This is a genomic window from Alphaproteobacteria bacterium SS10 (assembly GCA_019192455.1).
Classification (GTDB): domain Bacteria; phylum Pseudomonadota; class Alphaproteobacteria; order TMED2; family TMED2; genus TMED2.
Genome location: JAHCML010000003.1, coordinates 75,612 through 101,233 on the forward strand (window position 1 = coordinate 75,612; position 25,622 = coordinate 101,233).

Genomic DNA, 25,622 nt, shown 5'->3' on the forward strand with positions numbered 1-25,622 from the left:
TCTAGCTATCATCAAGCCTATCGCCCCACCAGGATGGTGTGGGCGCTGGAGATATCGACATGGCAGATCCACATGACATTGCTACGTTGGTTGCCCAAGCTTTGGATGGCCAGTTCGGTGAGCCCCTTGGCGATGGTCTGTGGGGCCAGGTCTATGACCTACCCGGTGGTAAGGTTCTAAAGTTGTCGCGGACCGAGGGCGGCATCGGCGATGGCCGTGACCTGATCCGGCGTGAAGCTGCGGCGCTAACTTTTTTTGAAGGCTACCGAGGCGATGTACTTGCCCTGCCGGCCTATCACGGACATGGCGAATTTGATGCACTGCGCGGCGGCTTCTCCTGCTGGTTGCTGATGGATCAACTGCCCGGTGAGCGGATGTATGAGGCCCGATACAAGGCCATGTCATCGGCTGAAAAGCAGGCGCTAAGCATGGCGTTGGGTGCTGGGTTGGCCACCTATCATGGTTTAAGCCTATCGCGTCCCGATGCCCGACCGTCCACGGAGGAGCTGGTGGCGACCAGCCGCCGGGACTGGCTGTTCGATGAGATGATGCATGAACTGTCAGCGGAGGATCAGGTGATCGCCAAACGGTTGCGTGCCCGCTATCGCCAGTTGCTTGAAGCCTGTGAAACCCCGGTGCTGGCCCATGGTGATGTGAACCCGACCAATATGCTGTTTGCCGGTGGAACCGGCATTGGGCTCGTCGATTTCGCTGAGAGTGGGTGGGACTTGCCGGCTGTCGACTTTGCCCATTGGGTCACCCTTGGCTGGTTGGATCAGCAGGTTTTGGACAGCTATTGGGCGGCTGGCGGCCCGGCCTTTAACGACGACGCCCTGGGTGTGGTCGGTGCCATCAATGCCATGATTGGCCTGGTCCTAGATCGTCGCCTTGGTGATACAGCCGCCGTCAAACGTGGCGAGGGCAGCCTGCTTACCTGTCTTGAGCGGGCGGGGCTGGCGGGTTAGGTGGGCCGGATGGTGCCTCACCCGAAGGTGGTGGCGGCGCTGGTTCCAAACTATCGCGCGGTGCAATCAGCATGGTGATGACGAAACCGCTGATCAGGCCGGACAGGTGTAGCGGCGAAGAGCCTTCGAGATAGGTCCAGTCGAACACCGTCTGAATGGCGACAATCATTAGGATCGCGGTCACATCTTGGCGTGCCTGGAACAGTTTGGTCCGGCGGTAGGTCAGGATCGCCATGGCCAAAACCGCGCCTAAGATGCCGAAGATTGATCCCGACGCCCCCATGGCCAGTAGGGGCTCAGTTGCCTCAGACATCTCATAATTGATGACGGCGGCCACCATGGAGCCGATGCCGCTCAACAGATAGATGGTGATAAACCGTCCATGGCCGATCCGCTTCTCAACGGCGAAGCCAAACAGCGCCAGGGCCAGCATATTAAAGCCGACATGCAGATAATTCAGGTGCAGGAATGTGGCGGTTAGCAACCGGTACCACTCACCCGTTTCGGCGATGTAGGGGTAAACGAAGATGGCGTCTTGCAGCACGCCACTCTCGATATTGATCTCACCACCAAAGCTCGTGGTTAAGAGAAATATCAGGACATTGAGGCCCATAAAGGCCAAAGCTGCGAGCGGCTTGCTAACCCGGGTTTGGTAGTAGGCGCGGGCGTTAACCTGCTCTTGCCTTAGGGCCTGCAGCTTCTCCCGATCCTCATCACTGACCGTTTGGCGCGGCTGTGAGCCGCCGGCCAACCACTGCTCAATTCGTGGCGTCATTGCGCCGCCGATATTGGGTCGCAGCCGTTCCATGGTCGCGTTGAAGACAGTCCAATCGCCATCGGCGAAATAGGCAGCACGTGCAGCGATCAGCTGCCGCTCCGCATCGGGCAGGATGCGCAACACACCGTTCAAATACTGTTCAGCTGCTTCCACATCACCAGCATGGGTGAATAGGTTCAGCTTGGTCATCGCCTGATCCATCGGCGTTGTGAATGCCTGGAAGCGGTTGGCCTCAAGGCGGTAAGCCTCAATCGCGTCGCTTAATCGGCCAATTTCGGCGAGCCCCCGAATACCCATAAGGCGAACTGACGGGTCTGCCTGGCCGGCGGGGCCAGCCGCAATCTCAACCAACTGCTCATACTCGCCTTTGATCAGGTGCAGCTGTGCGGCGGCGCTGGCGGCATCCTTGCCGGTGCCATTGGCAATCTGCTCAAGTGCATCTAGCCCTGCCTCAACCTGGTTGGTTTGGATCAGGCCATAGGCCTGCATCAGGCGGCGCTGCCGGGCGAGGGAGGGGACCGGCATGACTAGGCGAAGCCAACGCTCGCTCTTAAACGCTTTATCGAAGTCACGGCGTAGCAGGGCGCCAAAAGTCACCGCGTAAAGCCGCGGCACCACAAAGGCGTATAAGATCCAGAGAATGACCGAGACAGTGACGGCTTGGGGTAACTCAAGTAAGTGCCAGCCCAGCACCACGAGCATTAGGGCCCCATACCAGGCAGCCATCTGCCAGGCGCGCACCCGCATGTAGCGGGCGGCGAAAATGCCGAAGGTGATCAACGGCACCCAAAGGAAAATGATGTCAGGGGTCATATCGGTTCAAGATAGTGGGACCCCCAACAAAAGATGGCAAGCCGTGATGCCACGGCTTGCCATACGCTTGAGGTCGCAGGTCTTAGCTGGCGACCTGATGCATGTAGACGTCTTGCTGTGGGAACGGGATGGAGACGCCGTTCTTGTCGAAAGACTCCTTCACCGCCTTTGGCAGGCTGAAGGTCACTGGCCAGAAATTGTCGGCATCGCACCAGACGCGCACGGTGATATCGACCGAGCTTGCGCCGAGGTTTGAGACAGCGACGAATGGCTCCGGATCAGCGTGGATACGGTCATCAGCCTTAATCACGTCGTGCAGCAGGCCCATCGCCTTATCCATGTCATCGCCATAGCCAATGCCAACAATCAGTTGAACGCGGCGGGTTTCATGGTGGGAGAAGTTTTTGATCGCCGCACCCCAGATATCGCCGTTTGGCACCACGATCTGAACATTGTCAGGGGTGGTCAGTTCGGTGGTGAACAGGGTGACATCGGCAACCGTACCGGCGAGGCCAGCAGCTTCAACATAATCGCCATTTTTGAACGGGCGGAAGAGAAGCAGCATCACGCCGGCGGCGACGTTCGACAGGGTGCCTTGCAAGGCCAAGCCAATGGCAAGACCGGCGGCACCGATCAGGGCGACAAAGCTGGTCGTTTCAACGCCAAACCGCTCGAGGACCGCGATGACGGTGATGGCGATGACGCCATATTTGGCGAGGCTGGCGAAGAAGCCGCGCAGCATGCTGTCGACCCGCTTAACGCGGCTGAGGGCAGTGCGGACGGCCTTGCTGACCCAACCGGCGGCGATAAGGCCAAAGATAAGGATGACAAAGGCGCCAACGACGTCGAGGCCATACTGGGTCACCAGCTGGACGGCCTGGTCGGTTGCGGCTTGAAGCTGCGTGGTCGCTTCTTCCATGGTTCCAATTCCTTAAGCTGAAATATGATTGCGCTTGTTCTGTGTCTTGTTCTGAGGGGGACGAACAGGTGATACCTGCGACAGGCCGCCTCAGCCGGGCGGTTGTCTAGCAAGCCTTGACCGCAGTTTCGAGAAAAATTCTTAAGCGACCGGCTGGTCCGCCTCGGCTGGCATTAGCCCTTTAAGCAGGTCGGCAGTGGGTTTTTGGTTCCAAAACCGCTCTATCCAGGCGCCACCATCTTGGCCGATGGCGGAAATGGCGCCGGTCGCCGTCTTCAAGGTTTCATCGCGGGCACGGAGGGCGAAAGCGCCCGGCACCATATCCAGGAAGAACCGTAAAATACCGTTTGAGGAGATGATCAGAACCGTCTCATCCGGCCCCATCGAACCGCTGATATCATTGACCAGCAACTTCAGATCACGGCGCAGATCACTTAAATCGGGCTGCCAATCACCGCGCTCTGGCCATTGGCCACGGGCATTCCAGGCTTGGACTGAACTCTCACCATGTTTGGCGATGATGTCCTCGGTGGTTTTGCCGCCCCAGCTGCCATAGTCGATCTCACGAAGCCGTGGATCGATCTCAACTGATGGGCCCTCAATGAGGGTTGAGATGATTTCCCCATACTCGACCGTTCGCTTGAGCGGGCCAGCGACAATGCGGGTTGGCACCAGTTTGGCTTCCGCCAACGCCTTGCCAAGCGTTTCAGCCTGGGCCTTGCCGGTTTCAACTAGGGGCAAATCCTGGTCGGCACCAACCCAGACGGGTGTATCGCCGGGACCAAAGGTGTTGCCGTGACGGGCGAGTAGCAGGTTCATAACGGGCTTCCTATTTTCAGCGCCAGGCGGTTCTGAATGGTCAGGTGAGGTCGACCAGCTCGCCTTCCTCGGCGATTAGCTCTTCAACCTTCACCACATCCTCTGGGGCATCGACCGACCAATGGGTTCGACCTCGGTAATCAACTTCAACTACCTGGATACCAATGCCGTTTTCGAGGGCGCGCAGTTGTTCCAATTGCTCTGCCTGCTCAAGCGGTCCTGGCTCCAGGCCGCACAGCGTTTCCAGCACATCCCGGCGATAGGCATATAAGCCAATGTGGCGGTAGATCGGCGGTGCATCTGATCGCCCACGGACATAGGGGATTACCCGTTTGGAGAAGTAGAGGGCGCGGTATTTGCTGTCGAAGGTGACGGTGGTGCCACTAACTTGGCCGTCAGCTTTCGCGGCGACCAAATCTGCCACTTGTTTTGCCGTCATTCGTACCGCCGGGGTTGCCATCGTGAGGCCGACATCATCCTGCATCGCATCAACCAGCGCCTGCAAAATCCAGGGTGGGGTTAGGACCGCATCGCCCTGAAGGTTCAAGACGATATCTGGCTGTACGTCGATTTCTGCCAGGGTCGCCAGTGATCGCTCCGTCCCGTTCCGGCAAGTGGTCGGGGTCATCACCGCCTCACCGCCGAAATCGGTGACTAGCTTGGCAATTCGGTCGTCATCAGTGGCGACATAAACCGCATCCACCCGCTCTACCGCCTTAGCGATGCGCCAGACCCGCTCCAGCATGGCGGTGCCAGCAATCTTTGCCATTGGCTTGCCCGGAAAACGGGATGAGCCATAGCGGGCAGGTATGATGATCGCGGTTTGTTGATGGGCGCTGGCCATGAGAACGGGTCGGGTTTGATTTGTTGCTTGATGGGTGGGCCTTGCCCGGTTTTGCGCCCTTTTGTCAACCTGGCTACCACGCGCTCACATTCATAGGTGTTGGCGCCATGCCATCATTGATGAACGGGTTTGCGCTTCCATGCCGTAAGGGATTGAATAAGGTTGATCTGTTGGCGCAGTCTTCCCAAGACTGACAATCTTCCAAAGGGTTCTCAGAACCCACAAGCATGCAAAGGACGGGTGGACACGTCTTTATCGCCGTGGATGTTTGAGTGATGCGCGCATTGCCATCGCAGGAAACATCACCGTCGACCGATATGACCAATCCGAGATCGCATGGATAACAACCAGGCCAACCCGGCATCGAATGATGCAACAGATGCGTCGCCCGAAGAGGCGATGCCTGTTGTTGTGCCAACGGGTAAGGGGATCGACCCGGCCGGTTCCAGTGATGAAGCGAAGAAACTCCGTCAGCAAATCTATCGTAAGCGTGCGGTCGATTACTTACTGATCCGCAACTGGCCGTTCTGGATTAAGTTTTCCGTCGCTCCCTTGGTCGCGATGGCCTTCCTGGCCATTATTGCCGCCTTCGGTAGCTTGGCGCTGCAGCGTCAGCAGCAAAGCCTGAATGAGGTTGTCACCAACAACCTGAACAGCGGTCTGGAGATTTCCCAGATCAATAAAGAACTGTTCGTCCTCAACGCGGCGGTCTATCGCGCGATCAGCCTTTATATCGGGCAGCAGGATCAATCAGCGGCGGTCACCGATATTGATCCGGGTCTGGGTGCCCTGATTGCCCCATCGCCGCCAGTGGTCGATCCAAACGCGTTCGGCGGTAATAGCCTGGAGCGCGAGCTACAAGGCCTGATTAGTCCTGTGCCGGAGGCAGAACCGGATCTGGGCGGCGGCCTGATCGTCCCCTCGCCCAGCGGTGACGATAGTCTGATTGTTCCATCAACAGGGGATGGCGACATCGGTGGCAGCAATCTCTTTGTTGGCCAAGACGAGGTCGGGCTGGCCGCTGAGTTCAGCAAGCTAACCCCGAGCATTGAAGCGCTGTCGCAGCGTATCCAGACCTACAATCAACGGTTTCCTGGCAACGACCAGTTTGCCCAGTTGGAAGAGTTGGTCGAGCTAATCGACAACCTGCTGTTTGAGCTGCCAGCCCTGGCAGTCGCGATTGAGACCGAGGGTACGGCAGGCAATAATTTTGGCACTGAGCTGCTGATCTCGTTTGATGAGAACCTTGCTGAGGTCAGTGCCGCGCTTGAAGAGAGTGTCGGCACCATCGAAACCGCGGGTGAGCGGCAGGTTCGGATCGCTGAGCAAGCAAGCGATTACACCCGACTGGTCTTTGTGGCTGGCGCAGGTATCGCGGTGCTGATCGTTTCGATTGCAGCCTTCATCCTGGGTACGGCCACCGTTAGCTCAATTCGCCAGATCGCCGGTGCCACCCGCGAGTTGGCCGAAGGCAACCGCCACGTTGATATCGACAAGCTGCGCCGGATGGATGAGCTGCGCGCGATCGTGACGTCGTTGCGCCGGTTCCGTGACTACATCATCCAGGCCGATGAGGCGGATAAAGAGAAAGAGCGGACGCGGAGCGAGGCGGATGCCGTCCGACGTCAGGCCTTAACTGAGATGGCCGAGAGCATCGACCGCGAGACCGAGAAGGTCGTCGGACTGGTTGGTGCTAAGGCTGGTGAGATGCAATCCGCTGCCATTGATATGGATGCCACCTCCGGCCGGATGGCCGAAGAGGCAACCGAGGCAGCTGGCGTTGCCCAAGATGCCTTGGACACGGCGCAAACCGTTGCTGCTGCGGCGGGTGAGCTGTCTGATGCGATCGACACCATCGCTATGGAAGTGAACCAGGCCCACTCAAAGACCGAAGTTGCGGTTGCTGAGACGGCTGATGTGCAGGACGTCGTGAAGGGTCTTGCCCGCACCGCCGCGCAGATTGGGTCGGTGGTTGAGATCATTTCCGGTATTGCCGATCAGACCAATATGCTGGCGCTCAACGCGACGATTGAGGCGGCGCGCGCTGGTGAGGCTGGCCGTGGCTTCGCGGTCGTTGCCTCTGAGGTGAAGGGGTTGGCCCAACAGACGGCAGATGCGACCAATGAAATCGCTGGGCAGGTGGATGCGATCCAGCGCAGCAGCCATAAGGCCGCGACCACCTTCTCAACGATTACCAAGACCATTCAGGATCTGGGTCACATCTCAAACACCATTGCGGCCAGCATCAATGAGCAGATGGCCTCAACCCAAGAGATTGCCTCGGCCATCCGGCATTCGGCTGATGTGTCCCATGACGTGGCGGATCGCATGCAGCGCCTGCTGTCAGAGGTGGGTGAAACCAGTCGCCTTGCCCAGTTTGTGAAAAGCAGTGCCGATGAGCTCAGTAATGAGACGGGCCAGCTTGGTCGGACCCTGACCACCATCGTTCGCAAGGCGACCGAGGCTCAAGAGCGTAGCTCTTAAGGCAACCAAAGCGCCGCCGATCGACCGATAGAGCTCAGCTCGCGGTAACATTTTGTTGTCGCAAGCAATGGCAATCTCCTCTTGTATCCAGGGGCGTGGCGCAACATCTCCAGCAATGACCGAAACCTTCAGGCCGCCGCCGCTTCTGGCGTCTTGGCCTCCTCGTTTCAGCTTGAAAAGCAATGGAATTGTTAGGATCGAATGATGACCAATACGAACCATGCCGCCCTGTTTGAGCCGCTAAAGCTCGGCGGGATTGATGTGCTAAACCGGGTCTTAATGGCCCCCTTAACCCGTAACCGAGCCCACCCTGACGGCACCCCCGCTGAGATGGCGATTGAGTATTATCGCCAGCGTGCTGGTGCCGGCCTGATCTTTACTGAGGCGACCCAGGTTAGTGCCATGGGTAAGGGCTATATCAACACCCCTGGTATCTACACCGACGGCCATGCCGCTGCATGGAAGAAGATTACGGATGCCGTGCATGAGGCTGGCGGCAAGATTGCCATCCAGCTTTGGCATGTTGGCCGGATCAGCCATAGCTCGCTGCTCCCTAACAATGCCAAGCCCTATGCCCCATCGGCGATAGCCGCCAAGTCCCAGACCTTTATTGAGACGGGGATGGTTGATGTGTCAGAGCCGCAGGCGATCACCGTTGAGGAGATCAAGGCGACTGTTGCCGAGTACCGGCATGCCGCCGAACTGGCCAAACAGGCAGGTTTTGATGCAATCGAGATCCACTCCGCCAATGGCTATCTAATCGACCAGTTCATCAGGGATGGCAGTAATAAGCGGACCGATGAGTATGGCGGCCCGATTGAAAACCGGATCCGGTTCTTGAAAGAGGTGACCGAGGCCGTGCTTGAGGTCTGGCCTGCCGATAAGGTGGGTTTCCGCCTATCACCAACCGGTGGTTTCAACGACATGTCGGATAGCGATCCGGCGGCCACCTTCTCTGCGGTGGCAAAGGCGATGAATGCCTATGGTCTCGCCTTCCTGCACATGGTTGAGGAATTCCCAGGCGAGGAAAGCAGTGCCGAGGATCAGGCGGTGAATAAAGCGGTGCGCGAGGCTTGGACCGGGGCGTATATCGCCAATGGCGGGTTTGATGCCGCAAAGGCTGATGCCGCTGTCGCCTCAGGCGCTGCCGATGCGGTTGCCTTTGGCCGTCCCTTCATCTCAAACCCTGATCTGCCTAAGCGGATTGCAAAGGGTGCAAGCCTAACTGAGCCAGACCAAACCACCTTCTATGGTGGTGATGGCAAGTGCTACACCGACTATCCAACCTTGGAGCAAGAGGCCGCAGCCTAAGCTCTAGTACTTGTTAGGCGCCGGGCTTATGGTCCGGCGCCATGACAACCAACCCACCAAAAGCCGAGCATGATGATGGCCCGCTGGCGACTTGGCGTGACGATGGCACGCTGATCTCTGGCCGGTTTAATGATGTCTATTTCTCGGTTGAGGGCGGGCTCGCCGAAACCCAGCATGTGTTTTTGCAAGGCTGCGACCTGCCGCAGCGTTGGCAAGACCGTCGCGTCTTTACGATTGGTGAGACAGGCTTTGGCACCGGCCTCAACTTTCTGACGACCTGGCAGGCGTTCCGGGAAGCACCAGGCAGTTGTAAGCGACTTCATTTCATCTCGGTTGAAGGGTATCCGCTGGCCGTTGATGACTTGGCCAAGGCACTTAAGCCATGGCCGGAGCTGGCCGGGTTAGCCGATGCCTTGCTGGCGCAATACGGGCCAGCCGAACCAGGCCTCTATCGCTATAGCTTTGATGATGATCGTGTCCTGCTGACCCTTGTGGTTGGTGAGGCGGCAGAGGCTTTTGGTAAGCTTGAGGCTAAGGTCGACGCCTGGTTTCTCGATGGGTTTTCGCCCGCTCGCAATCCAGAAATGTGGCGCGATGAGGTGATGGACCAAGTTGCGCGGTTGAGTGCGCCCGATGCGGTTGCCGCAAGTTTCACCGTCGCCCGTGCGGTACGTGATCGCCTCGAGGCCAGAGGCTTCACGGTCGAGAAGGCAGCTGGCTTTGGCCGGAAGCGAGATTGTTTGAAGGCGTTCCGGTCAGGCCAACGGCCATCGCTGCGCCACCCTAATGGTAAGGTCACGGTCATCGGTGCCGGTATTGCGGGCGCCTGTCTGGCCCAGGTGCTTGCCCAACGTGGTCTGACCGTTTCAGTCTATGACCCGCACCCGGACGGTGCGCAATCGGCATCCTATAATCCCGTTGGCATTGTTATGCCGCGCCTGCATCTGGGTGAGGATCCGGTAGCTGAGTTCAACCGGGCAGCCTGGCGCTATGCCACGGACTGGTATGGCCGACTGAATAGCACTGGTGACTGGCTCGACCGCTGCGGTGTTCTGCAATTGGCGCGTAGTGCAGAAGAAGCGGAGCGCCAACAGCGCCTCGCCGCCGCAAGCAATGTCGTTGGTCGATATGGTGTCTGGGTCGACGCCGCCGCCGCGGCTGAGAAGGTTGGCGAGCCGGTCGCTTTCGGCGGGCTTTGGTTACCTGAGGCGGGGTGGGTTTCCCCAGCCGCATTATGCCCGCATCTCTTGGGTCATCCCTCGATCACGGTTCATCAGCAGGCGATTGGCTCGCTCATCCAATCAGGCGATGGTTGGCAGCTTCTGGATAATAGCGGCGAGGTTGTTGGCGAGGCGCAGACGGTTGTCGTCGCCAATGGCCTAAACAGCCGGGTGTTTGATCAACTGTCCTGGCAGCCGCTAAGGCCGAAGCGGGGTCAGCTTAGTTTGGTTGAACAGACCGACCCAACACAGGGGCCTGATTGTGTCGTTACTTTCGGAAGCTATTTGGGGCCGGTGATCAATGGCCGTCGTGCCTTGGGCGCCACCTATGACAAATGGGATGACGAACGTCCGATTGCTTGGCCAGTGCCGCTGGGTGAAAGTGACGATAAGAACTTGAGTGCCTTGGGTGAAGCATTGCCGGTCTTGGCGGCCCAGGTGTCCTTAGGTGGCAAGGCACGCGCATCGCTTCGGGCAACAACGCCTGACCACCTGCCATTAGCCGGGGCGGCGCCCAATGCCGCGTCGCTGTCGGACGATCTGCCGGGCCTGTTCATGCTCACTGGGTTGGGCTCTACCGGTTTGGTTACAGCCCCGCTTTGCGCAGCCCATATCGCGTCGGCCCTGTTGGGTGAACCGTCGCCGCTTACCATGGCAACGAGCGCTGCGGTTGAACCTCGGCGTTTTCTAACTCGCGCTGCCAAGCGTGGCACCCTCGACAACCTTGTCAGTGGTGGTGAGTGACACTCTCATCAAAGCGCTGTGCCGGTACCTGGTGGAGGGTTAGCGTTGGTGTGTAAGTGAGTGCTCACTCATTCAATCGTTCATCTGATAGGGCGAGCCATGCCAAGCCTTTACGATATCAAGCCAGCTTTTCAGCGCTTCTTGCAGCCAGTGCTTGATGCCTGCATTGCCTGGCGGATCAGTGCAAATGCGCTAACGGCGCTGGCGCTTGGCCTGTCTATCGCTGGTGGCGCCATGCTCTGGGTTAGCGGTGGTGCCGCTTGGGCCCTGCTTTGTTACCTGCCGCTTTTATTCCTTCGCATGGCGTTGAACGCTCTGGATGGGCTGGTGGCCCGTCAAACCGGGACCAGTAGCCGTGCCGGGATGATCTTTAATGAGGTGGCGGACATCACCAGCGATGTCGCCATGTATGTGCCATTTCTCGCCGTGATCGGCGTTGACTACGTGGCTCTGCTGGCGGCGGTGTTAACCGGTGTTGTGGTTGAGCTGTCGGGCATCTGGCGCCTCAAGGGTGATGGCTATCGTGCCTATCATGGGCCGCTTGGTAAGAGTGACCGGGCCTTTGCCTTTGGTCTGCTGGCGGTGCTGCTGTTGGTTAGCCTACCGATGCTGCTTGTCACGGTTTATCTGGTGACGCTGACCGCGATGCATCTTCTCACCATTCGAAACCGTCTTGTTCGGCCAGTTGGGCCGCCGCCAGGTAATTGAGGAGGCCTAGCCCTTGGAAGCCGTTATCGAACCAGTAGTGACCACACTGACCAGCCTTGGGGTGGTGCTGCCAGCCATTGGGATTATGAAGGTCATTTTTGGCGCTGTGTTGGTGCTTGCCCTGGCCACCGGGTTGACCCTGGTGCTGCAGAAGCGGCGCGGTAAGGCCAAGACGGCAGAACTGACCGCCCGCATTCTGGGCTGGTGGATTATCTTCGGCTTCCTAACGCCTGTCTTGTTTGGTCCGCCGGTGGTTGGGGTGATCGTACTGGCCCTGATCGCCTTCCTGGCTTTGCGTGAATATGCCTCGATCATGCCGCTCCGCCCCGCTGATCGCTGGGCCTTGGCTTTGGCCTATTTAGCGGTGCCGGTCCAAACCTTCTTCATCGTCACTATGGAGTACGGGTTCTTCATTATCCTGGTGCCCGTCTACCTCTTTATGATCTTGCCGGTTGCCCTTGTCCTAATGGGCGAGACCCAGCGGTTCATCGTCTCCCTCGGCACGTTGCATTGGGGGGTGATGATGGCCGTCTACGCCCTCGGTCATGCTGCATTCCTCCTCATGTTGCCTGAGATGCATAACGGCCCCGCCGCGGTGGGTGAGGGGCTTGGCCTGCTATTGCTGCTGTTCATCATCACGGGCGGCAATGATGTGGCGCAGTATTGCTGGGGTAAGCTTCTCGGGAAGCGCAAGATCGTGCCCCAGGTCAGCCCAAACAAAACCTGGGAAGGGTTTGTCGGTGGGGTGGTGACCAGCGCCTTGGTCGCCGTGCTAATTGCCCCCATCCTCTCACCAATTGAGGGTTGGATGGCCGCCGCTCTGGGGGCTGGTTTGGCCGCCGCGGGTTTCCTTGGTGATGTCACGGTATCGGCGGTGAAGCGCGATCTGGGCGTGAAGGACACGGGCACGGCGCTGCCCGGCCATGGTGGCTTGCTAGATCGCTTGGACAGCACGGTGTTCACCGCACCGCTTATGTTCCATGTGTGCCGCTACTTCTTCTATAGCTAGGAACTCGAGCTTATTGCTGGGTGAGTGCTTGGAGGCCGAACCAAAAGCCCAGGAACCCAAACGCCGTCAGGTGAATGATGTAAATCTCCAGCGTGTACCGACCCATAAGGCGGAACAGTGGTGAGATCACCGGGATAGATCCGGTATTTGGGAAGATCACTAGCTTGGTCTTGGACAGGATGAAGATTACCGCCGCGGTGCCAATCCCCGCCGTAATTGCCTGGGGCACCGCGAACTCAAACACGATCACCTGGACGTACATAAAGGCGATGAAGATGTAGACGAAGAACAGCTGGTACCAAGGCCCGTTCTGATTGTTCCGAACGAAATAGCCCATCAGGCCGAACAGGAAGGCCAGCGTTCCATACTCAAACAGGTCATAGGTAAACAAGATCAGGAACGACCAGATGAAGATCTGGAGGATGATCATGTCGTTCGCTCGGGCAGCCGGGAAGTCCATGATCCTCAACGTAATCCGCATCAAGATAATGGTGACCAGGGCATTTACGGGCAGAAGGTCATAGCCGGTCAGCCCATCAACTAGGACTAACAGTATGGCGCCGCCGATCAGCCGCATCGGCAGGTCCCGCCCGCGGGCATAGCCAATCAAAAAGAACCAGATTGGAAAGCCAACCCGACCAACCGCCCGCCACCACATGTCATCGACGAAGAAAAATGATCCGATGTGGTCGATCACCATGATCGGCACGGCGAAGCATTTCAGCAGGTCGAGTGAGGTCAACTCCGGCCCGTGCTGTCTTGCAAACCAGTGCTTCTTGGTCTTCTGCTCTTCTGGTTGAGCGGGCGGTTCTGCTATTTCAGACACCGTTAGGGCCCCAGATCTCTTTGATGATCAGCGTTGTTTAGCAAGGTCTAAACTAGCCCGGTCGCGACAATACGACCATGAAAACGGACGCGGCTCGGATATCAGGCGTCAGATGTGTTTTTCTGCCTGTTTTCAGGCTGGTTTTCTTCGCCGTGACGGTTTTGCGCAAACTCTGTGACGGCATGCGACAAAAACATAGCATTTCGGGGCCCTCGCCATGTTGCATGGCGTCAAACCCTATGCTAATCACCGCCCCAAGTTTGGGATGGGCGGTCCAGCCGCGCGCAAATTCAACGTTTGTGCCCTGTCGACCCGGCCGAGACGCAACGAATAAACGGTTCACCAGTTCAAGGTGGGCCGCCTTTTGACGAAACATCTTGACCGAGGGCTACCCATGGCCAGCCAAAGCCGGGGTTTTTCCGAAATCGCTGAGCGGTATTCAGCCGCGTTGTTCGAGCTAGCCGATGAGGCCAAGCAGGTTGATGCCGTTGAGGCTGATCTGCGTGGTTTGAAATCGCTGCTGGGCGAAAGTGACGACCTCCGTCGCTTGACCCACAGCCCGGTTATCAGCCGAGAGCAACAGTCCAAGGCTGTCGCTGCTATTTTGGAGGCCGGTAAGGCCAACCCAATCACCACGAAATTCTTAGGGGTTATCGCCGCCAATCGTCGGCTGTTTGCCCTGAACCCAATCATCGACCGCTTCCTCGCCGACCTGGCTGAGCGCCGCGGCGAGCTGACCGCCGATGTTACCTCGGCGGTTAAGCTGTCTGATGAGCAATTGAGCGCGTTGACCGACACTCTGAAGAAGACGTTCGGCGCGAAGGTCTCAATCAACCCAACCGTGGATCCAGCGATCCTGGGCGGGCTGATTGTCAAAGTAGGTTCAAAGCTGGTGGATGACAGCATCCGCAGCAAGCTGCAAAGGCTGCAACTGGCCATGAAAGGGGTTGGCTGATGGAAATCCGCGCCGCTGAGATTTCTTCTATCCTTAAGCAACAGATTGAGAACTTCGGTGCTGAAGCCGATGTCGCTGAGGTGGGCACCGTGCTCTCCGTTGGTGACGGTGTTGCCCGTGTCCACGGGTTGGACAACGTTCAGGCCGGTGAGATGGTCGAATTCCCGGGTGCAATCCGCGGGATGGCGCTGAACCTCGAGAGCGACAATGTTGGTGTCGTGATCTTCGGTGAAGACCGGACGATTAAAGAGGGTGACCAGGTCAAGCGGACCGGCGCCATCGTGGAAGTGCCAGTTGGTAAGGGTCTGCTGGGTCGCGTTGTCGACCCGCTGGGTAACCCAATCGACGGTAAAGGCCCGATCGAAGACGCTGAAATGAAGCGTGTGGAAGTTAAGGCCCCCGGCATTATCCCACGTAAGTCGGTCCATGAGCCGATGCAGACCGGCCTCAAAGCAATTGATGCCCTGGTGCCAATTGGTCGTGGCCAGCGCGAGCTGATCATTGGTGACCGTCAGACCGGTAAAACCGCGGTCGCGATTGACTCGATCCTGAACCAAAAATCGATCAACCAAGGCGATGACGAGAGCAAGAAGCTCTACTGCGTCTATGTCGCGATTGGTCAGAAGCGTTCCACGGTCGCCCAGATTGTTAAGACGCTCGAAGAAAACGGCGCGATGGAATACTCTGTTGTCGTCGCTGCGACCGCGTCTGAAGCGGCACCGCTGCAGTTCCTGGCGCCATATGCCGGTTGCGCGATGTCCGAGTACTTCCGCGACAACGGCATGCACAGCCTGATCATTTATGATGATCTGTCCAAGCAGGCGGTTGCCTATCGTCAGATGTCCCTGCTGCTTCGTCGCCCACCGGGCCGTGAAGCGTATCCTGGTGACGTCTTCTACATTCACTCCCGTCTGCTCGAGCGTGCGGCGAAGATGAATGAAGACTACGGCGCTGGCTCACAAACCGCCCTGCCAATCATTGAAACTCAAGCGGGTGACGTCTCGGCCTATATCCCGACCAACGTGATTTCGATTACCGACGGTCAGATCTTCCTCGAGACCGGCCTGTTCTATAAGGGTGTTCGCCCTGCGATTAACGTCGGTATCTCGGTGAGCCGGGTTGGTTCCGCCGCACAGATTAAGGCGATGAAGCAGGTTGCTGGCTCGATTAAGCTTGAGCTTGCCCAGTATCGTGAGATGGAAGCGTTCGCACAGTTCGCCTCCGACCTTGATGCCTCAACCCAGCGCCTTCTGGCCCGTGGTGCCCGCCTGACCGAGCTTCTGAAGCAAGGCCAGTACAGCCCGCAAAAGGTTGAAGAGCAGGTTGCTGTGATCTTCGCCGGTGTGAACGGCTTCCTCGACGATATCGAGGTGAAGCAGGTCGTTGCCTATGAAGAAGGTCTGCTGCAAGAGCTGCGTGCCGGTGGCAAGGGCATCCTTGACAAGATCGCCGCTGAGCAGAAGCTCACCGATGAAATCGAAGCTGAGCTGAAAACCTTCATCGGCAACTACACCGAGAGCTTCGCCGCCTAATTGGTGGCTGGGTGAACCAGGAGCAACGGATCGGACATGCCGAGCCTTAAGGACCTACGGAACCGGATCGACAGCGTGAAATCCACGCGGAAGATCACCTCGGCCATGAAAATGGTCGCGGCGTCCAAGCTACGCCGTGCCCAAGAGCAGGCCGAGGCAGGTAAGCCCTATGCTGACCGGATGGCGACCATTCTGGGCTCGCTCTCGGGTCGTGTGTCATTCGATGGCGCCACGCCTAAGCTGCTGGCTGGCTCCGGCGCGGAAGATACCTACCTGCTGGTGGTGATCACCGCTGACCGTGGCCTCTGCGGTGGTTTTAACACCCAGGCTGTTCGCCTTGCCCGTAAGCGGGTGGCCGAGCTTCAGGCTGATGGTAAGACCGTGAAAATGCTGCTGCTGGGCCGCAAGGCACGCCAACAGCTGCGCCGCACCGCGAATGTTGAGCAGTTGGAGCCGCCGAAGGATCTGACCACCTCAAACATCGCGTTTGAAGAGGCGAAAGACGTTACCGACATCGTCCTGTCTCAGTTTGAAGCGGGCAATTTCGATGTCGCTGAGCTGATCTATAACGAGTTCAAATCCGTTATCAGCCAAGAGCCATCGGTTAAGCAGATTGCGCCTGTCGCACTCGATGACGAAACCGATGCCGAGAACGATAATGATGCACCGGCTGCCAAGTCTGACGACGCTGGCGGTGTTGAAAAGCAGTATGAGTTCGAGCCGGATGAAGAAGCCATCCTGACCGAGCTGCTGCCACGGAATTTGGCTGTGCAGGTTTACACAGCACTGTTGTCCAGCGCTGCCGGTGAGCAGGCAGCACGGATGACCGCCATGGATAACGCTACCCGGAACGCTGGCGATATGATCGACCGGCTGACCCTCGACTACAACCGCAGCCGTCAGGCTCAGATCACCAAAGAGCTGATTGAGATCATCTCCGGTGCTGAAGCTGTCTAACGGCTACTACTGACTAACAGACACACCTCGTATTAGAGACGACGATCCATAGGGGATTAAACAATGGCTAAGGCAAGCAACGTTACCGGACAGATTTCCCAGGTTCTGGGCGCTGTCGTCGACGTGCAGTTTGAAGGCGACCTGCCGGCGATCATGAACGCGCTGACCACCAAAATCGATGACCGGGAGTTGGTTCTCGAAGTGGCGCAGCACCTCGGTGAAAACACCGTTCGCGCGATCGCTATGGACACCACCGATGGTCTGGTTCGTGGCCAGGAAGTTACCGATAGCGGCAACGCCATCTCCGTGCCGGTCGGCCCAGCCACCCTTGGCCGGATCATGAACGTGATTGGTGAGCCGATTGATGATGCGGGCCCAGTGAACGCTGCTGAGACCGCACCGATCCACCGCGACGCGCCAGAGTTTGTCGATCAGGCAACCGAAGCTGAAGTCCTCGTCACCGGTATTAAGGTCGTTGACCTCCTCGCCCCTTACGCAAAGGGCGGCAAAATCGGCCTGTTCGGCGGTGCTGGCGTTGGTAAGACCGTTCTTATTCAGGAACTGATCAACAACATCGCTAAGGGCCACGGTGGTGTGTCCGTGTTCGCCGGTGTTGGTGAGCGGACCCGCGAAGGTAATGACCTTTACTATGAGATGGTCGATAGCGGCGTCATTCAGAAAGACGGCGACGGCTCTAAGGTGGCCCTGGTCTTCGGTCAGATGAACGAGCCGCCAGGTGCGCGTGCCCGTGTTGGCCTGACCGGTCTGACCATGGCTGAGTATTTCCGCGATAAAGAAGGCCAGGACGTCCTGTTCTTCGTCGATAACATCTTCCGCTTCACCCAGGCGGGTGCAGAGGTGTCGGCGCTTCTCGGTCGTATTCCTTCAGCGGTGGGTTATCAGCCAACCCTGTCTACCGATATGGGTACGCTGCAAGAGCGTATTACCTCGACCAAGAATGGTTCGATCACCTCGGTCCAGGCCATTTACGTCCCTGCGGATGACTTGACTGACCCGGCACCAGCAACCTCGTTCAGCCACTTGGATGCAACCACCGTTCTGTCGCGTCAGATCGCTGAGCTTGGCATCTACCCTGCGGTTGACCCACTGGATTCCACCAGCCGGATCCTTGATCCACGGGTTGTTGGTGATGAGCACTATGCGGTTGCCCGTGAGGTTCAGCGCGTTCTGCAGACCTATAAGTCCCTGCAGGACATCATCGCCATTCTGGGTATGGATGAGCTTTCCGAGGAAGATAAGCTGATCGTGGCACGCGCCCGTAAGATCCAGCGCTTCCTGAGCCAACCATTCCACGTTGCTGAGGTCTTCACCGGCTTCCCAGGTGTGTTTGTTCAGCTGGAAGACACCATTAAAGGCTTTAAGGCAATCTGCGCTGGTGAGTATGACCACCTGCCAGAGGCTGCGTTCTACATGGTCGGTACGATCGAAGAAGCAGTTGAAAAAGCGAAGAAAATGGCTGCTGAAGCTGCTTAATTGCAGCATCGCATCTGTAGAGTTTGAGGGCCTAGAGGCATGGCAGAAGAGAAAATTCGCCTAGAGCTGGTTTCACCAGAGAAGCTCTTGCTGACCGAAGAGGTTGGCATGGTGATTCTGCCTGGCTCCGACGGTCAGTTTGGTGTGCTGGCAAAGCATATCCCACTGGTCTCAACCCTCGATCCTGGTGCGATTGATGTCTATCAGGACGGCAAAGTCGATCAGCGTATCTTCGTCTCCGGCGGTTTCGTCGAAGTTGATGGCGAGCGCTGCATCGTGCTGGCTGAAGATGCCATGCCATTGGACAGCTTAGAGGCTGATGATGTCCGCCAAGAGTGCCGCAACCTCAAAGAGGATCTGGACGGCGCCGATGGTGAGGCCGCCACGATCCTCGCGCGACGTAAGCTTGACGTTGCAGAGGCAAAGCTGGCCGCGGTTACCGGCGAAAGCGTCGCAACCTACTAGTAAATAAAGTCTTTCATCGATATCGATGCGGATGGGGCCAAACTTGGCCCCATTTTAGTCAGTCGGGTAACAACCTCGCATCCAGCGCCCTGGATACATTGTATGCCCGGCAGATCAGCAGTATGATGCAATATTAGCGCGTGTTCATCACCGCACGTCTTTGGGGTAGCCGGCACGGGGCCTGTGACCGAGAATAACTTTCGCAATGATAGAGATCGGTTTCTGGCATTTGCTTTTGCCACCGCCGATTTGTTGATCGAGGTATCACCTGACGGCGAACACATGCGGTTCGTTGCTGGCGCGTGCCAATCGATCCTCAACTATAAGCCGAAAGAACTAGTCGACCGTCGTTTGGTCGATGTGATTGCCGTATCTGATCGCCCCCGCGTGCATTCCGCGCTTCGTTCCATTCGGGCTGGCCGCCGTATGCAGCCGCTGCGCCTGCAGTTCTTGAACCGGGACGGTAACTCAATCGACGCCGTGCTAGCGGGCTTCCGGATGCCGGATGGGGATGAGGGTACCTCCTCGATCCATATCTCGGCCAACTTCCCGCGTGGCGCTCAGATTTCGTTTGTTGGCGCGCTCGGCGATGACCGCAGCAACGAATTCGTCAGCATGGACGATATGATTGCGCTGGCGACCGGTGAGACCACGGCGTCTGAGGGGTTATCACTTACCTTGCTCGACCTTGATGGGCTCTCGGATATTGAGAACCCAGAGGTGTCCGCTGAAGTCACTGATAACCTCTTGAACCTCCTCCAATCGAGTGAGGTGTCGTCCAAGGCGATTGGTAAGCTTGGCGAGGATCGGTTTGGCGTCCTCCACCCTGAATGGATTAATGCCGACGACCTCAAGTCCAAGGTCACGCAGACAGTTCAGGCAACGCACCCGGACGCCGCCAAGATTGCCGCGACGACTAAGGCAATCGATCTTGAGCAGGAGAACCTCTCAAAATCCGATGCGCAGCGCGCCCTGCAATATGCGATGGAGCAGTTTGCCCAGGCCGACAGCGCAGATGAGTTCGATATCGATAGCCTCTATGAGAGTGTCACCGAACTCACGAAATCCACGACACAGCGGATGGCAGAGCTGCGCTCTGTCATCAACTCCAACGGCTTTAAGCTGGTCTATCAGCCGATTGTCGATTTGAAGACCAAGCGCGTCACCCATGTGGAAGCGCTTAGCCGCCTGGCCGATGGATCCTCAGCCCATGAGGCGCTGACCCTGGCTGAAAGTACTGGCGTGATTGAAGATTTCGATCTTGCCGTTTTGAAACAGGCCGTTGAATGCGTCCATGACGCCAATAAGGGCGGCATTCGTCCCCTGATTGCGGTCAACATCTCCGGCCGGTCACTGCAGAGTAATATCTTCGTTGAGGCCGTCTCCGACCTGCTCGACGCCAATGCTAGTGTTCGTGAGCAGCTGATCCTAGAGGTGACAGAAACCTCTGAAATTAAGGACCTCGCCGCAGTGAATGAGATCCTGCAAGGGTTCCGCGAGAAGAAGAACAAAGTCTGTATCGATGATTTCGGTTCCGGTGCTGCCGCGTTCCAATATCTCCGCACCCTTGATGTGGATGTGGTGAAGATCGACGGCTCTTACATCGATCGCATTCTCTGGGCCGATCGTGATCGGGCGCTTGTCCTCGCGATCCAGCGCCTCTGCTCTGAGCTGGGCATTCAAACGGTCGCTGAGAAGGTTGAGATGCCTGATCAGGCACAGGTTCTGCGTACCATCGGTATCGATAAAGGCCAGGGCTGGCTGTTCGGCAAGCCCGACGAGAACATCGAACAGTTCTTCCGCCGCAAGCGCGACACCATCAGCAAGAAAGAACTGCTGGACGAGGATAAGGCCAATCTCGACGCCGAACCGCCTGATGAGGCGGAGGCCGAGGCGAACCAGGCTGCGGCCACCTCATAGGTTAAGCTTAGATGGCTTAATCCCTCGGCTTAGGGAACCAGCCTTTCGGCGCCATTTCAAATCCTGAGAATTCAAAGGCCGGGCTAACCGTGCACCCAACTAGGGTCCAGGTGCCTAGGCTCTCAGCGGTCTGCCAATAGTTGGGCGGTACAATCGCCTGTGGCTTCTGGCCCAAATCTAGCTGTGCACCCAGATGGATCGCTTCAGCATCGTGGCCGTTGGAAGACAAGGTTAGCGCCAGCGGCCCACCCGCATACCAATGCCAAATCTCGGCGGCATCAACGCGGTGCCAGGCTGATAGCTCACCAGCCGCCAGCAGGTAATAGATAGCTGTGCCATGACCCCGGCCACCATCGGCCGGCTGGTCACGCCAGGTTTCGCGAAAATGCCCGCCCTCTGGATGGGGCTGCAGGTCGAGATGCTCAATGACCTTCTTCGCATCCCAGCTGCTGATATCGCCGGTGCCGGGAAGCATTAGGCACCTGCCGGTGGTTCGGTTTGCAGATAGCTATCCCGCTTGGCGAACTTCTCATGCCAGGCGGCAGTCTTAGGTGCACGGGCGCGCCACTCATCACCGGGGTGGCGGAGGTCGAGATAACCCAACGCGCAGGCCAGGGAGATTGTGCCAATCGTTGGTGTTGGGCTTAGATCGCCAGCATAGCTCTCAATATCGTCAAGGGTTCGGTCGATTGCATCCTTCTGACGGGTAACCCAATCGGCTGAGCGCAGGCTCTCTTCTCGCTTGCCCTCAAGCACGCGCAAAACCGCTGAGTCCATAATGCCATCGGCCTGGGCCTGCAGGCGCAGTGAGCGCCAGCGATCGCGGCCAATTGGTGGGAATAGAACCGGCGAGTTGCTTAAGGTCTCGAGGTACTCACAGATAACCGGGCTGTCGAACAGGGTCAGGCCGTCATCCAGCACTAAGCAGGGAACCTTTGAGAGCGGGTTGTTCTTTAGCAGCTTATCGCCAGACTCCCACGGATTGGTCGGAACCTTATCAAGGCGGTCGTCAATGCCCTTTTCAATTGCAACCATGACAACCTTGCGGACGTAAGGGGAGGTTGGGCTGTAGAAGAGCGTAAGCATCGTTATGACCTTGCCATTAAATGGGGAATAGCCGGTGATCGGCGTCTTTGCGCTAGGCTTAGCCGATTAACTGGCCCTTTGCCAAGGAAGGGCGGATATGCGCGGCCCTAATCCTTTTTCTCGGCTTTCTGCCGGACAGTGTGAATGCTGGGCAGTGACAGATACTGCATCCGTTTAGCCTCCCGCCGACCATAGGAAACGGTGTCGAGGATCAGGCCACAAGCCAGGCTTAAGAAGCCAAGAACCATCAGGCCGGTTGCCAGGATTGCCGTAGGCAACCGAGGAACTAGCCCGGTTTCCAAGAACGTTGGCAACAACGGGAGCGCCAAAATCACAGCGGCCAGAGCAAACAAACCAGCCACTAATCCGAAGAGCGGCAGCGGCCGCTCCTGACGCAGCAGATTGACAATCGTGAACAGGATGCGGGTGCCGTCACTATAGGTGCGCAGCTTGCTGGCCGATCCGGCCGCGCGATCACGGAAATCCGTCTTCACCTCAGTAACCGGCATCTCCAAGGACAGGGCATGGATGGTCAGTTCGGTCTCAATCTCAAAGCCACGAGACATGACCGGGAAGGATTTTACAAAGCGGCGGGAAAACACCCGATAACCGGAGAACAGGTCGCTAAAACCCTTACCGAAAAGGGAGCGGACAATGCCGGTTAGCACCTTGTTGCCCGCGGCATGGCCAGGGCGGAAGGCCTCATCGATCACGGCCTCGCGGGCGCCATTCACCATGTCCAGGCCATCATCCACTAGCCGATCAATCAGGGTCGGTGCGGCGTCAATGTCATAGGTACCATCACCATCGACCATGACATACACATCGGCCTCAATATCCGCGAACATCCGCCGGACGACGAAGCCCTTACCCTGCCGGGTTTCTTGCCGAACAATGGCGCCGGCGGCGCTCGCCACCTCGGCCGTCTTGTCGGTTGAGTTGTTGTCATAGACATAGATGTCAGCTGTCGGCAGCAGCTGCTTTAGCCGCGATACCATATCCCCAATCGCCGCTTCCTCATCCATACAGGGGATTAGAACCGCCACTTGATGATCCAAATGGGCAGCTTGGTTCTCAGGTTGGTCGGTGGCAACGGCGGTCATTTTTATTCTTGGTTTGCTTCGGGAGCGGCTGGCGAGTTTGAGTAGCCTGCTTCTTCGGTGTTAGCGTCTTCTAGATCGCGTTCATCGACAAAGAACACAGGGGCCCAGTCGCCAAGAAGGCTGCGCCGCGCGAGAATGACCCAGCGACCGGGAATGATCAATGCTGGTGCGTAATCCTCATCACCACCGGCGAGGGCCCAGCTGTAAACGCCCGGTCGTTCTAGGTCCGGTTGATCAATCACTGGCTTGACGCAGACGCCAACCAGATCAATCGAGCGGTTTTCCAGAATCATCTGCGGCACGCCTTCTATCTCATAGGCGCTGTAGAAGCTTTGGCTGGCGAGAAGGCCATCCTCATTCCGGTGATAGGGTGCGGCGACCACCCGAATGCCCGCCGTATAGACAAGAGCTGGGCCAGGGTTCTGCGGGAACATGCCGTTCAACTTTTGGTCCGACCCGCTCGCCACGCTGAGTTGTGGCACAATTTCGGCCAGCTGGTGCACCATGGGGAAGCTGTCGCAGGCCGCCTGGCCACCGGGAAAGGTAGCCGGACTGTTCGGGCGGCCGCCGATCTCTTGCTCATAGTGCTGCTCAAGTTCGCCATTGGCAGCCAGGGCCAATTCGACCGCACTGCGTCCAAACAGGTTGTATGTTGGCTCCCGCTCTTCACTCACCGCCTTGTTGATCGCAACCGTGACCAAGGGCAAGGCGAGCATGAGGGCCACTGTCTTGTCGGGCTGAAGCCATTCATGGCCATATTCAGCTAGCCGTTTTGGCAAGTGGAAGATGAACGGTGCTACTGCCGCGACGGCGTAATAGCTGAAGCGATAATGAATGATGCCAACCAGAGTAAGGCCAGCACAGCAGCCGATTACCCCAAGCAGAAGCAGCTTTTGGACACTGATCCCTTCCTCCTGATCTTCAAGCAAAAGGGCGAGCGCAATCAGGCCAAAAATCGGGCCGGTGTAGTTGATCAATATATCGGTGATCTTAGTTGCAGGTTGCATCTCCTGGATCGCACTGATCCAGGGTTCCATCGCTGGTGAAACATGATTAAGGGCGCCAGCAGGGGATTCTGGGAACGCGAATAGGAACAGGCCAACAACCGATAGCCCAAGTATGCCGGTTGCCAGGACGCGCTGAATGAAGCGTTTGCCGGGCAACGAAGGGTTTATTGCTTGGGCAAGCGGGGACCTCGCGACCAGCAACATCCCGGTGCAGCAGACAAAGGCCAGGTGAACAATCGAAATGCGATCATAAGCTGGCGCCCATTGCCCCTCAAAAGGCGGGTCTATAAGGACCGCTGCGGTGGTGCCCAACAACCAGGTCACTGCCAAGATGCCATCATTAATCAATCGGTCTGTCGGTGCCGACACCACCACCTTCTCTAGGTTTTGGCAGAGCCGGTACCAGATCTGAAGTGCGATCCCACCGACCAGGCCGGGCATGGTTTCTGGGGTTGTCCAAAGCGCCAGGGCGGCAACTAAGCCCGCGGCGATGCTGGCAAGGCGTCGCCTTTCGCCAAGCTCCATCCCAGCAAGCGCGACCCAGAACCAAACCACCGTTGCGAGGGCCAGCATGTGGTGATCGGGCCGCCCCAACTGACCGTAGTTAAATATCGGCTGACAGCTAATCGCCACCACGGTGCCAATGGCCGCCCATCCCGGTGTCGTTAGGTACCGAGTGAGCCGATAAAGCCCAAAGGCGACGGCAATCAAGCAAAGGAATGATGAGAAGGAGCCAGCTATGGCTACCGCATCACCCCAGGGAAGAATAAGTGCAAACGGTGCTGCCAGGGCTGTGATCAAGGCCGGAAACGGAAACGTCCAGTGCAGAACCGTACCGAAGGGGGTGTTGTAGGCCGCAAACTGCCCGCGGTCGGACCACCATTCGGCCTCCGTCACCCGGATCATGTAGGTAAAGGTGTCGGTGTAGATGCTCTCAACCAGAGAGCCTGGCCACGCTTCGCCAAACACCAAGTTCCAGCCGAGCGCGAACACAACAATGGCGAACAGATAGAGCGTATCGCCCTGCCAGATGGTAGGTTTAGCTGTCGGCGTCATCCTGGAATACCCGGTCGAGATGCCAGCTTAGAAGGTCAAGGCGGTCCTGGCCCCAGAACGGTTCCCCCCGGAACACGTAGCAGGGGGCACCGATAACGCCTGCCTCGATCGCTTGCTTGCTCTCACGGGTGATGCGGTCGGCGGCCTCTTCGTCTTCTGCCGCTTCCTCGACCCAGTTCGGATCATCGCCCAATTCAACCAGAATGGCGCGCAGCACCTCTGGATCATCGATGTTCTTGTCTTCCAGCCAAACGGCGCGGCCAATGGCACGCACTAACGGCGCCACCTCTGCCATCTGATCTTCGGCATAGTTGATCAGTTGATTGGCGCGTTGGTCATCGACGGGAAAGTGGGTGGGCTCCAAATTGATCTGGATGTCGTGATAGTCGCGCCAGCGCTTCAACTCATGCATCCGATAGTCTTTTCGGGCTTGGGCCCGTTTTGGCAGGGGCACGCCACCGGTTTCGGCGAAGACATCGGCGAGGCGAATGGGATGATAGGCCACGGCCAGCTTATGCTTTGCCACCAGTGCCATGAACTGATCATGGCCAAGCATGGTCCAGGGCGATGAGGCCGAGAAATAGTAGGAAATCGTGCGTGGCATTGG

General features: G+C 57.8%; 22 protein-coding genes. 12 read left to right on the forward strand and 10 right to left on the reverse strand.

The annotated features are described in order from the left end of the window. Positions 1-59 precede the first annotated feature (59 nt). Positions 60-965: an aminoglycoside phosphotransferase family protein gene (locus tag KI792_00825; protein ID MBV6631553.1), complete on the forward strand. Its 906-nt coding sequence runs from the start codon at positions 60-62 to the stop codon at positions 963-965. Here KI792_00825 and KI792_00830 read toward each other — a convergent pair. From KI792_00830 to kdsB, 4 genes are all read right to left on the reverse strand, one after another. Beyond that, positions 931-2,556, reverse strand: a complete 1,626-nt coding sequence (locus KI792_00830) for a rhomboid family intramembrane serine protease (GenBank protein ID MBV6631554.1) — start codon at positions 2,554-2,556, stop codon at positions 931-933. The two genes, KI792_00825 and KI792_00830, sit on opposite strands and share 35 nt — an antisense overlap. A gap of 82 nt (positions 2,557-2,638) precedes the next feature. Further along, complete coding sequence (locus tag KI792_00835) at positions 2,639-3,475, reverse strand: mechanosensitive ion channel (protein ID MBV6631555.1); 837 nt, start codon at positions 3,473-3,475, stop codon at positions 2,639-2,641. Between the two features lie 141 nt (positions 3,476-3,616). Continuing rightward, positions 3,617-4,294: a histidine phosphatase family protein gene (locus tag KI792_00840; protein MBV6631556.1), complete on the reverse strand. Its 678-nt coding sequence runs from the start codon at positions 4,292-4,294 to the stop codon at positions 3,617-3,619. 40 nt (positions 4,295-4,334) lie between these two features. Further along, the gene (gene kdsB / locus KI792_00845; protein MBV6631557.1) at positions 4,335-5,138 is read right to left on the reverse strand and encodes a 3-deoxy-manno-octulosonate cytidylyltransferase; all 804 of its coding nucleotides are present in this window, start codon (positions 5,136-5,138) and stop codon (positions 4,335-4,337) included. A gap of 336 nt (positions 5,139-5,474) precedes the next feature. Here kdsB and KI792_00850 point away from each other — a divergent pair, with 336 nt between their 5' ends. The 5 genes from KI792_00850 (at position 5,475) to KI792_00870 (ending at position 12,614) form a co-directional block, all read left to right on the forward strand. Then, the gene (locus KI792_00850; GenBank protein MBV6631558.1) at positions 5,475-7,622 is read left to right on the forward strand and encodes a hypothetical protein; all 2,148 of its coding nucleotides are present in this window, start codon (positions 5,475-5,477) and stop codon (positions 7,620-7,622) included. 204 nt (positions 7,623-7,826) lie between these two features. Next, a complete protein-coding gene (locus KI792_00855) occupies positions 7,827-8,933 on the forward strand; it encodes an alkene reductase (protein ID MBV6631559.1) in 1,107 nt (368 codons plus the stop codon). Between the two features lie 41 nt (positions 8,934-8,974). Then, positions 8,975-10,897: a bifunctional tRNA (5-methylaminomethyl-2-thiouridine)(34)-methyltransferase MnmD/FAD-dependent 5-carboxymethylaminomethyl-2-thiouridine(34) oxidoreductase MnmC gene (mnmC, locus tag KI792_00860; protein ID MBV6631560.1), complete on the forward strand. Its 1,923-nt coding sequence runs from the start codon at positions 8,975-8,977 to the stop codon at positions 10,895-10,897. Positions 10,898-10,996: 99 nt separating this feature from the next. Then, on the forward strand, positions 10,997-11,605 hold the full coding sequence (locus KI792_00865) for a CDP-alcohol phosphatidyltransferase family protein (GenBank protein ID MBV6631561.1): 609 nt from the start codon (positions 10,997-10,999) through the stop codon (positions 11,603-11,605). An 85-nt stretch (positions 11,606-11,690) separates the two neighbouring features. Then, positions 11,691-12,614, forward strand: coding sequence for a phosphatidate cytidylyltransferase (locus KI792_00870; GenBank protein ID MBV6631562.1), 924 nt, complete (start codon positions 11,691-11,693; stop codon positions 12,612-12,614). 10 nt (positions 12,615-12,624) lie between these two features. On the opposite strand, the gene KI792_00875 is transcribed toward KI792_00870, so the two are convergent. After that, positions 12,625-13,440, reverse strand: a complete 816-nt coding sequence (locus KI792_00875; GenBank protein MBV6631563.1) for a hypothetical protein — start codon at positions 13,438-13,440, stop codon at positions 12,625-12,627. A gap of 394 nt (positions 13,441-13,834) precedes the next feature. On the opposite strand from KI792_00875, the gene KI792_00880 reads away from it, so the two are divergent. The 6 genes from KI792_00880 to KI792_00905 all read left to right on the forward strand — a co-directional run bounded on the left by KI792_00880 (position 13,835) and on the right by KI792_00905 (position 20,763). Further along, on the forward strand, positions 13,835-14,395 hold the full coding sequence (locus tag KI792_00880; protein MBV6631564.1) for a F0F1 ATP synthase subunit delta: 561 nt from the start codon (positions 13,835-13,837) through the stop codon (positions 14,393-14,395). Then, positions 14,395-15,927, forward strand: coding sequence for a F0F1 ATP synthase subunit alpha (gene atpA, locus KI792_00885; GenBank protein ID MBV6631565.1), 1,533 nt, complete (start codon positions 14,395-14,397; stop codon positions 15,925-15,927). The genes KI792_00880 and atpA overlap by 1 nt, the downstream gene beginning before the upstream one ends. A 36-nt stretch (positions 15,928-15,963) precedes the next feature. Continuing rightward, complete coding sequence (locus KI792_00890; protein MBV6631566.1) at positions 15,964-16,884, forward strand: F0F1 ATP synthase subunit gamma; 921 nt, start codon at positions 15,964-15,966, stop codon at positions 16,882-16,884. Between the two features lie 63 nt (positions 16,885-16,947). Next, positions 16,948-18,378, forward strand: a complete 1,431-nt coding sequence (atpD, locus tag KI792_00895; GenBank protein ID MBV6631567.1) for a F0F1 ATP synthase subunit beta — start codon at positions 16,948-16,950, stop codon at positions 18,376-18,378. A 39-nt stretch (positions 18,379-18,417) separates the two neighbouring features. Further along, complete coding sequence (gene atpC, locus KI792_00900) at positions 18,418-18,843, forward strand: ATP synthase F1 subunit epsilon (protein MBV6631568.1); 426 nt, start codon at positions 18,418-18,420, stop codon at positions 18,841-18,843. A gap of 183 nt (positions 18,844-19,026) precedes the next feature. Continuing rightward, on the forward strand, positions 19,027-20,763 hold the full coding sequence (locus KI792_00905) for an EAL domain-containing protein (protein ID MBV6631569.1): 1,737 nt from the start codon (positions 19,027-19,029) through the stop codon (positions 20,761-20,763). Positions 20,764-20,779: 16 nt separating this feature from the next. On the opposite strand, the gene KI792_00910 is transcribed toward KI792_00905, so the two are convergent. The 5 genes from KI792_00910 to KI792_00930 form a co-directional block, all read right to left on the reverse strand. Beyond that, entirely contained in the window at positions 20,780-21,238 is a 459-nt protein-coding gene (locus KI792_00910; GenBank protein ID MBV6631570.1) for a cupin domain-containing protein, read from the reverse strand. Beyond that, positions 21,238-21,849 (reverse strand): glutathione S-transferase N-terminal domain-containing protein, encoded by a 612-nt coding sequence (locus KI792_00915; protein ID MBV6631571.1) that lies wholly within the window; start codon positions 21,847-21,849, stop codon positions 21,238-21,240. Before KI792_00915 ends, KI792_00910 begins: the two co-directional genes overlap by 1 nt. A gap of 107 nt (positions 21,850-21,956) precedes the next feature. After that, positions 21,957-22,952, reverse strand: a complete 996-nt coding sequence (locus KI792_00920; protein ID MBV6631572.1) for a glycosyltransferase — start codon at positions 22,950-22,952, stop codon at positions 21,957-21,959. A gap of 2 nt (positions 22,953-22,954) precedes the next feature. Then, positions 22,955-25,015 (reverse strand): hypothetical protein, encoded by a 2,061-nt coding sequence (locus tag KI792_00925; protein MBV6631573.1) that lies wholly within the window; start codon positions 25,013-25,015, stop codon positions 22,955-22,957. Next, positions 24,999-25,619, reverse strand: a complete 621-nt coding sequence (locus KI792_00930; protein ID MBV6631574.1) for a 2-hydroxychromene-2-carboxylate isomerase — start codon at positions 25,617-25,619, stop codon at positions 24,999-25,001. The genes KI792_00925 and KI792_00930 overlap by 17 nt, the downstream gene beginning before the upstream one ends. Positions 25,620-25,622: the final 3 nt, after the last annotated feature.

Excerpts from the sequence above, each read along its gene's own strand:
- KI792_00930 (MBV6631574.1), bottom strand. The coding sequence starts at position 25,619 with ATGCCACGCACGATTTCCTACTATTTCTCGGCCTCATCGCCCTGGACC.
- KI792_00855 (MBV6631559.1), top strand. The coding sequence starts at position 7,827 with ATGACCAATACGAACCATGCCGCCCTGTTTGAGCCGCTAAAGCTCGGC.
- atpA (MBV6631565.1), top strand. The coding sequence starts at position 14,395 with ATGGAAATCCGCGCCGCTGAGATTTCTTCTATCCTTAAGCAACAGATT.
- KI792_00835 (MBV6631555.1), bottom strand. The coding sequence starts at position 3,475 with ATGGAAGAAGCGACCACGCAGCTTCAAGCCGCAACCGACCAGGCCGTC.
- atpC (MBV6631568.1), top strand. The coding sequence starts at position 18,418 with ATGGCAGAAGAGAAAATTCGCCTAGAGCTGGTTTCACCAGAGAAGCTC.
- kdsB (MBV6631557.1), bottom strand. The coding sequence starts at position 5,138 with ATGGCCAGCGCCCATCAACAAACCGCGATCATCATACCTGCCCGCTAT.
- KI792_00840 (MBV6631556.1), bottom strand. The coding sequence starts at position 4,294 with ATGAACCTGCTACTCGCCCGTCACGGCAACACCTTTGGTCCCGGCGAT.
- mnmC (MBV6631560.1), top strand. The coding sequence starts at position 8,975 with ATGACAACCAACCCACCAAAAGCCGAGCATGATGATGGCCCGCTGGCG.
- KI792_00830 (MBV6631554.1), bottom strand. The coding sequence starts at position 2,556 with ATGACCCCTGACATCATTTTCCTTTGGGTGCCGTTGATCACCTTCGGC.
- KI792_00870 (MBV6631562.1), top strand. The coding sequence starts at position 11,691 with ATGAAGGTCATTTTTGGCGCTGTGTTGGTGCTTGCCCTGGCCACCGGG.
- KI792_00915 (MBV6631571.1), bottom strand. The coding sequence starts at position 21,849 with ATGCTTACGCTCTTCTACAGCCCAACCTCCCCTTACGTCCGCAAGGTT.
- atpD (MBV6631567.1), top strand. The coding sequence starts at position 16,948 with ATGGCTAAGGCAAGCAACGTTACCGGACAGATTTCCCAGGTTCTGGGC.
- KI792_00910 (MBV6631570.1), bottom strand. The coding sequence starts at position 21,238 with ATGCTTCCCGGCACCGGCGATATCAGCAGCTGGGATGCGAAGAAGGTC.
- KI792_00925 (MBV6631573.1), bottom strand. The coding sequence starts at position 25,015 with ATGACGCCGACAGCTAAACCTACCATCTGGCAGGGCGATACGCTCTAT.
- KI792_00850 (MBV6631558.1), top strand. The coding sequence starts at position 5,475 with ATGGATAACAACCAGGCCAACCCGGCATCGAATGATGCAACAGATGCG.
- KI792_00880 (MBV6631564.1), top strand. The coding sequence starts at position 13,835 with ATGGCCAGCCAAAGCCGGGGTTTTTCCGAAATCGCTGAGCGGTATTCA.
- KI792_00920 (MBV6631572.1), bottom strand. The coding sequence starts at position 22,952 with ATGACCGCCGTTGCCACCGACCAACCTGAGAACCAAGCTGCCCATTTG.
- KI792_00865 (MBV6631561.1), top strand. The coding sequence starts at position 10,997 with ATGCCAAGCCTTTACGATATCAAGCCAGCTTTTCAGCGCTTCTTGCAG.
- KI792_00825 (MBV6631553.1), top strand. The coding sequence starts at position 60 with ATGGCAGATCCACATGACATTGCTACGTTGGTTGCCCAAGCTTTGGAT.
- KI792_00890 (MBV6631566.1), top strand. The coding sequence starts at position 15,964 with ATGCCGAGCCTTAAGGACCTACGGAACCGGATCGACAGCGTGAAATCC.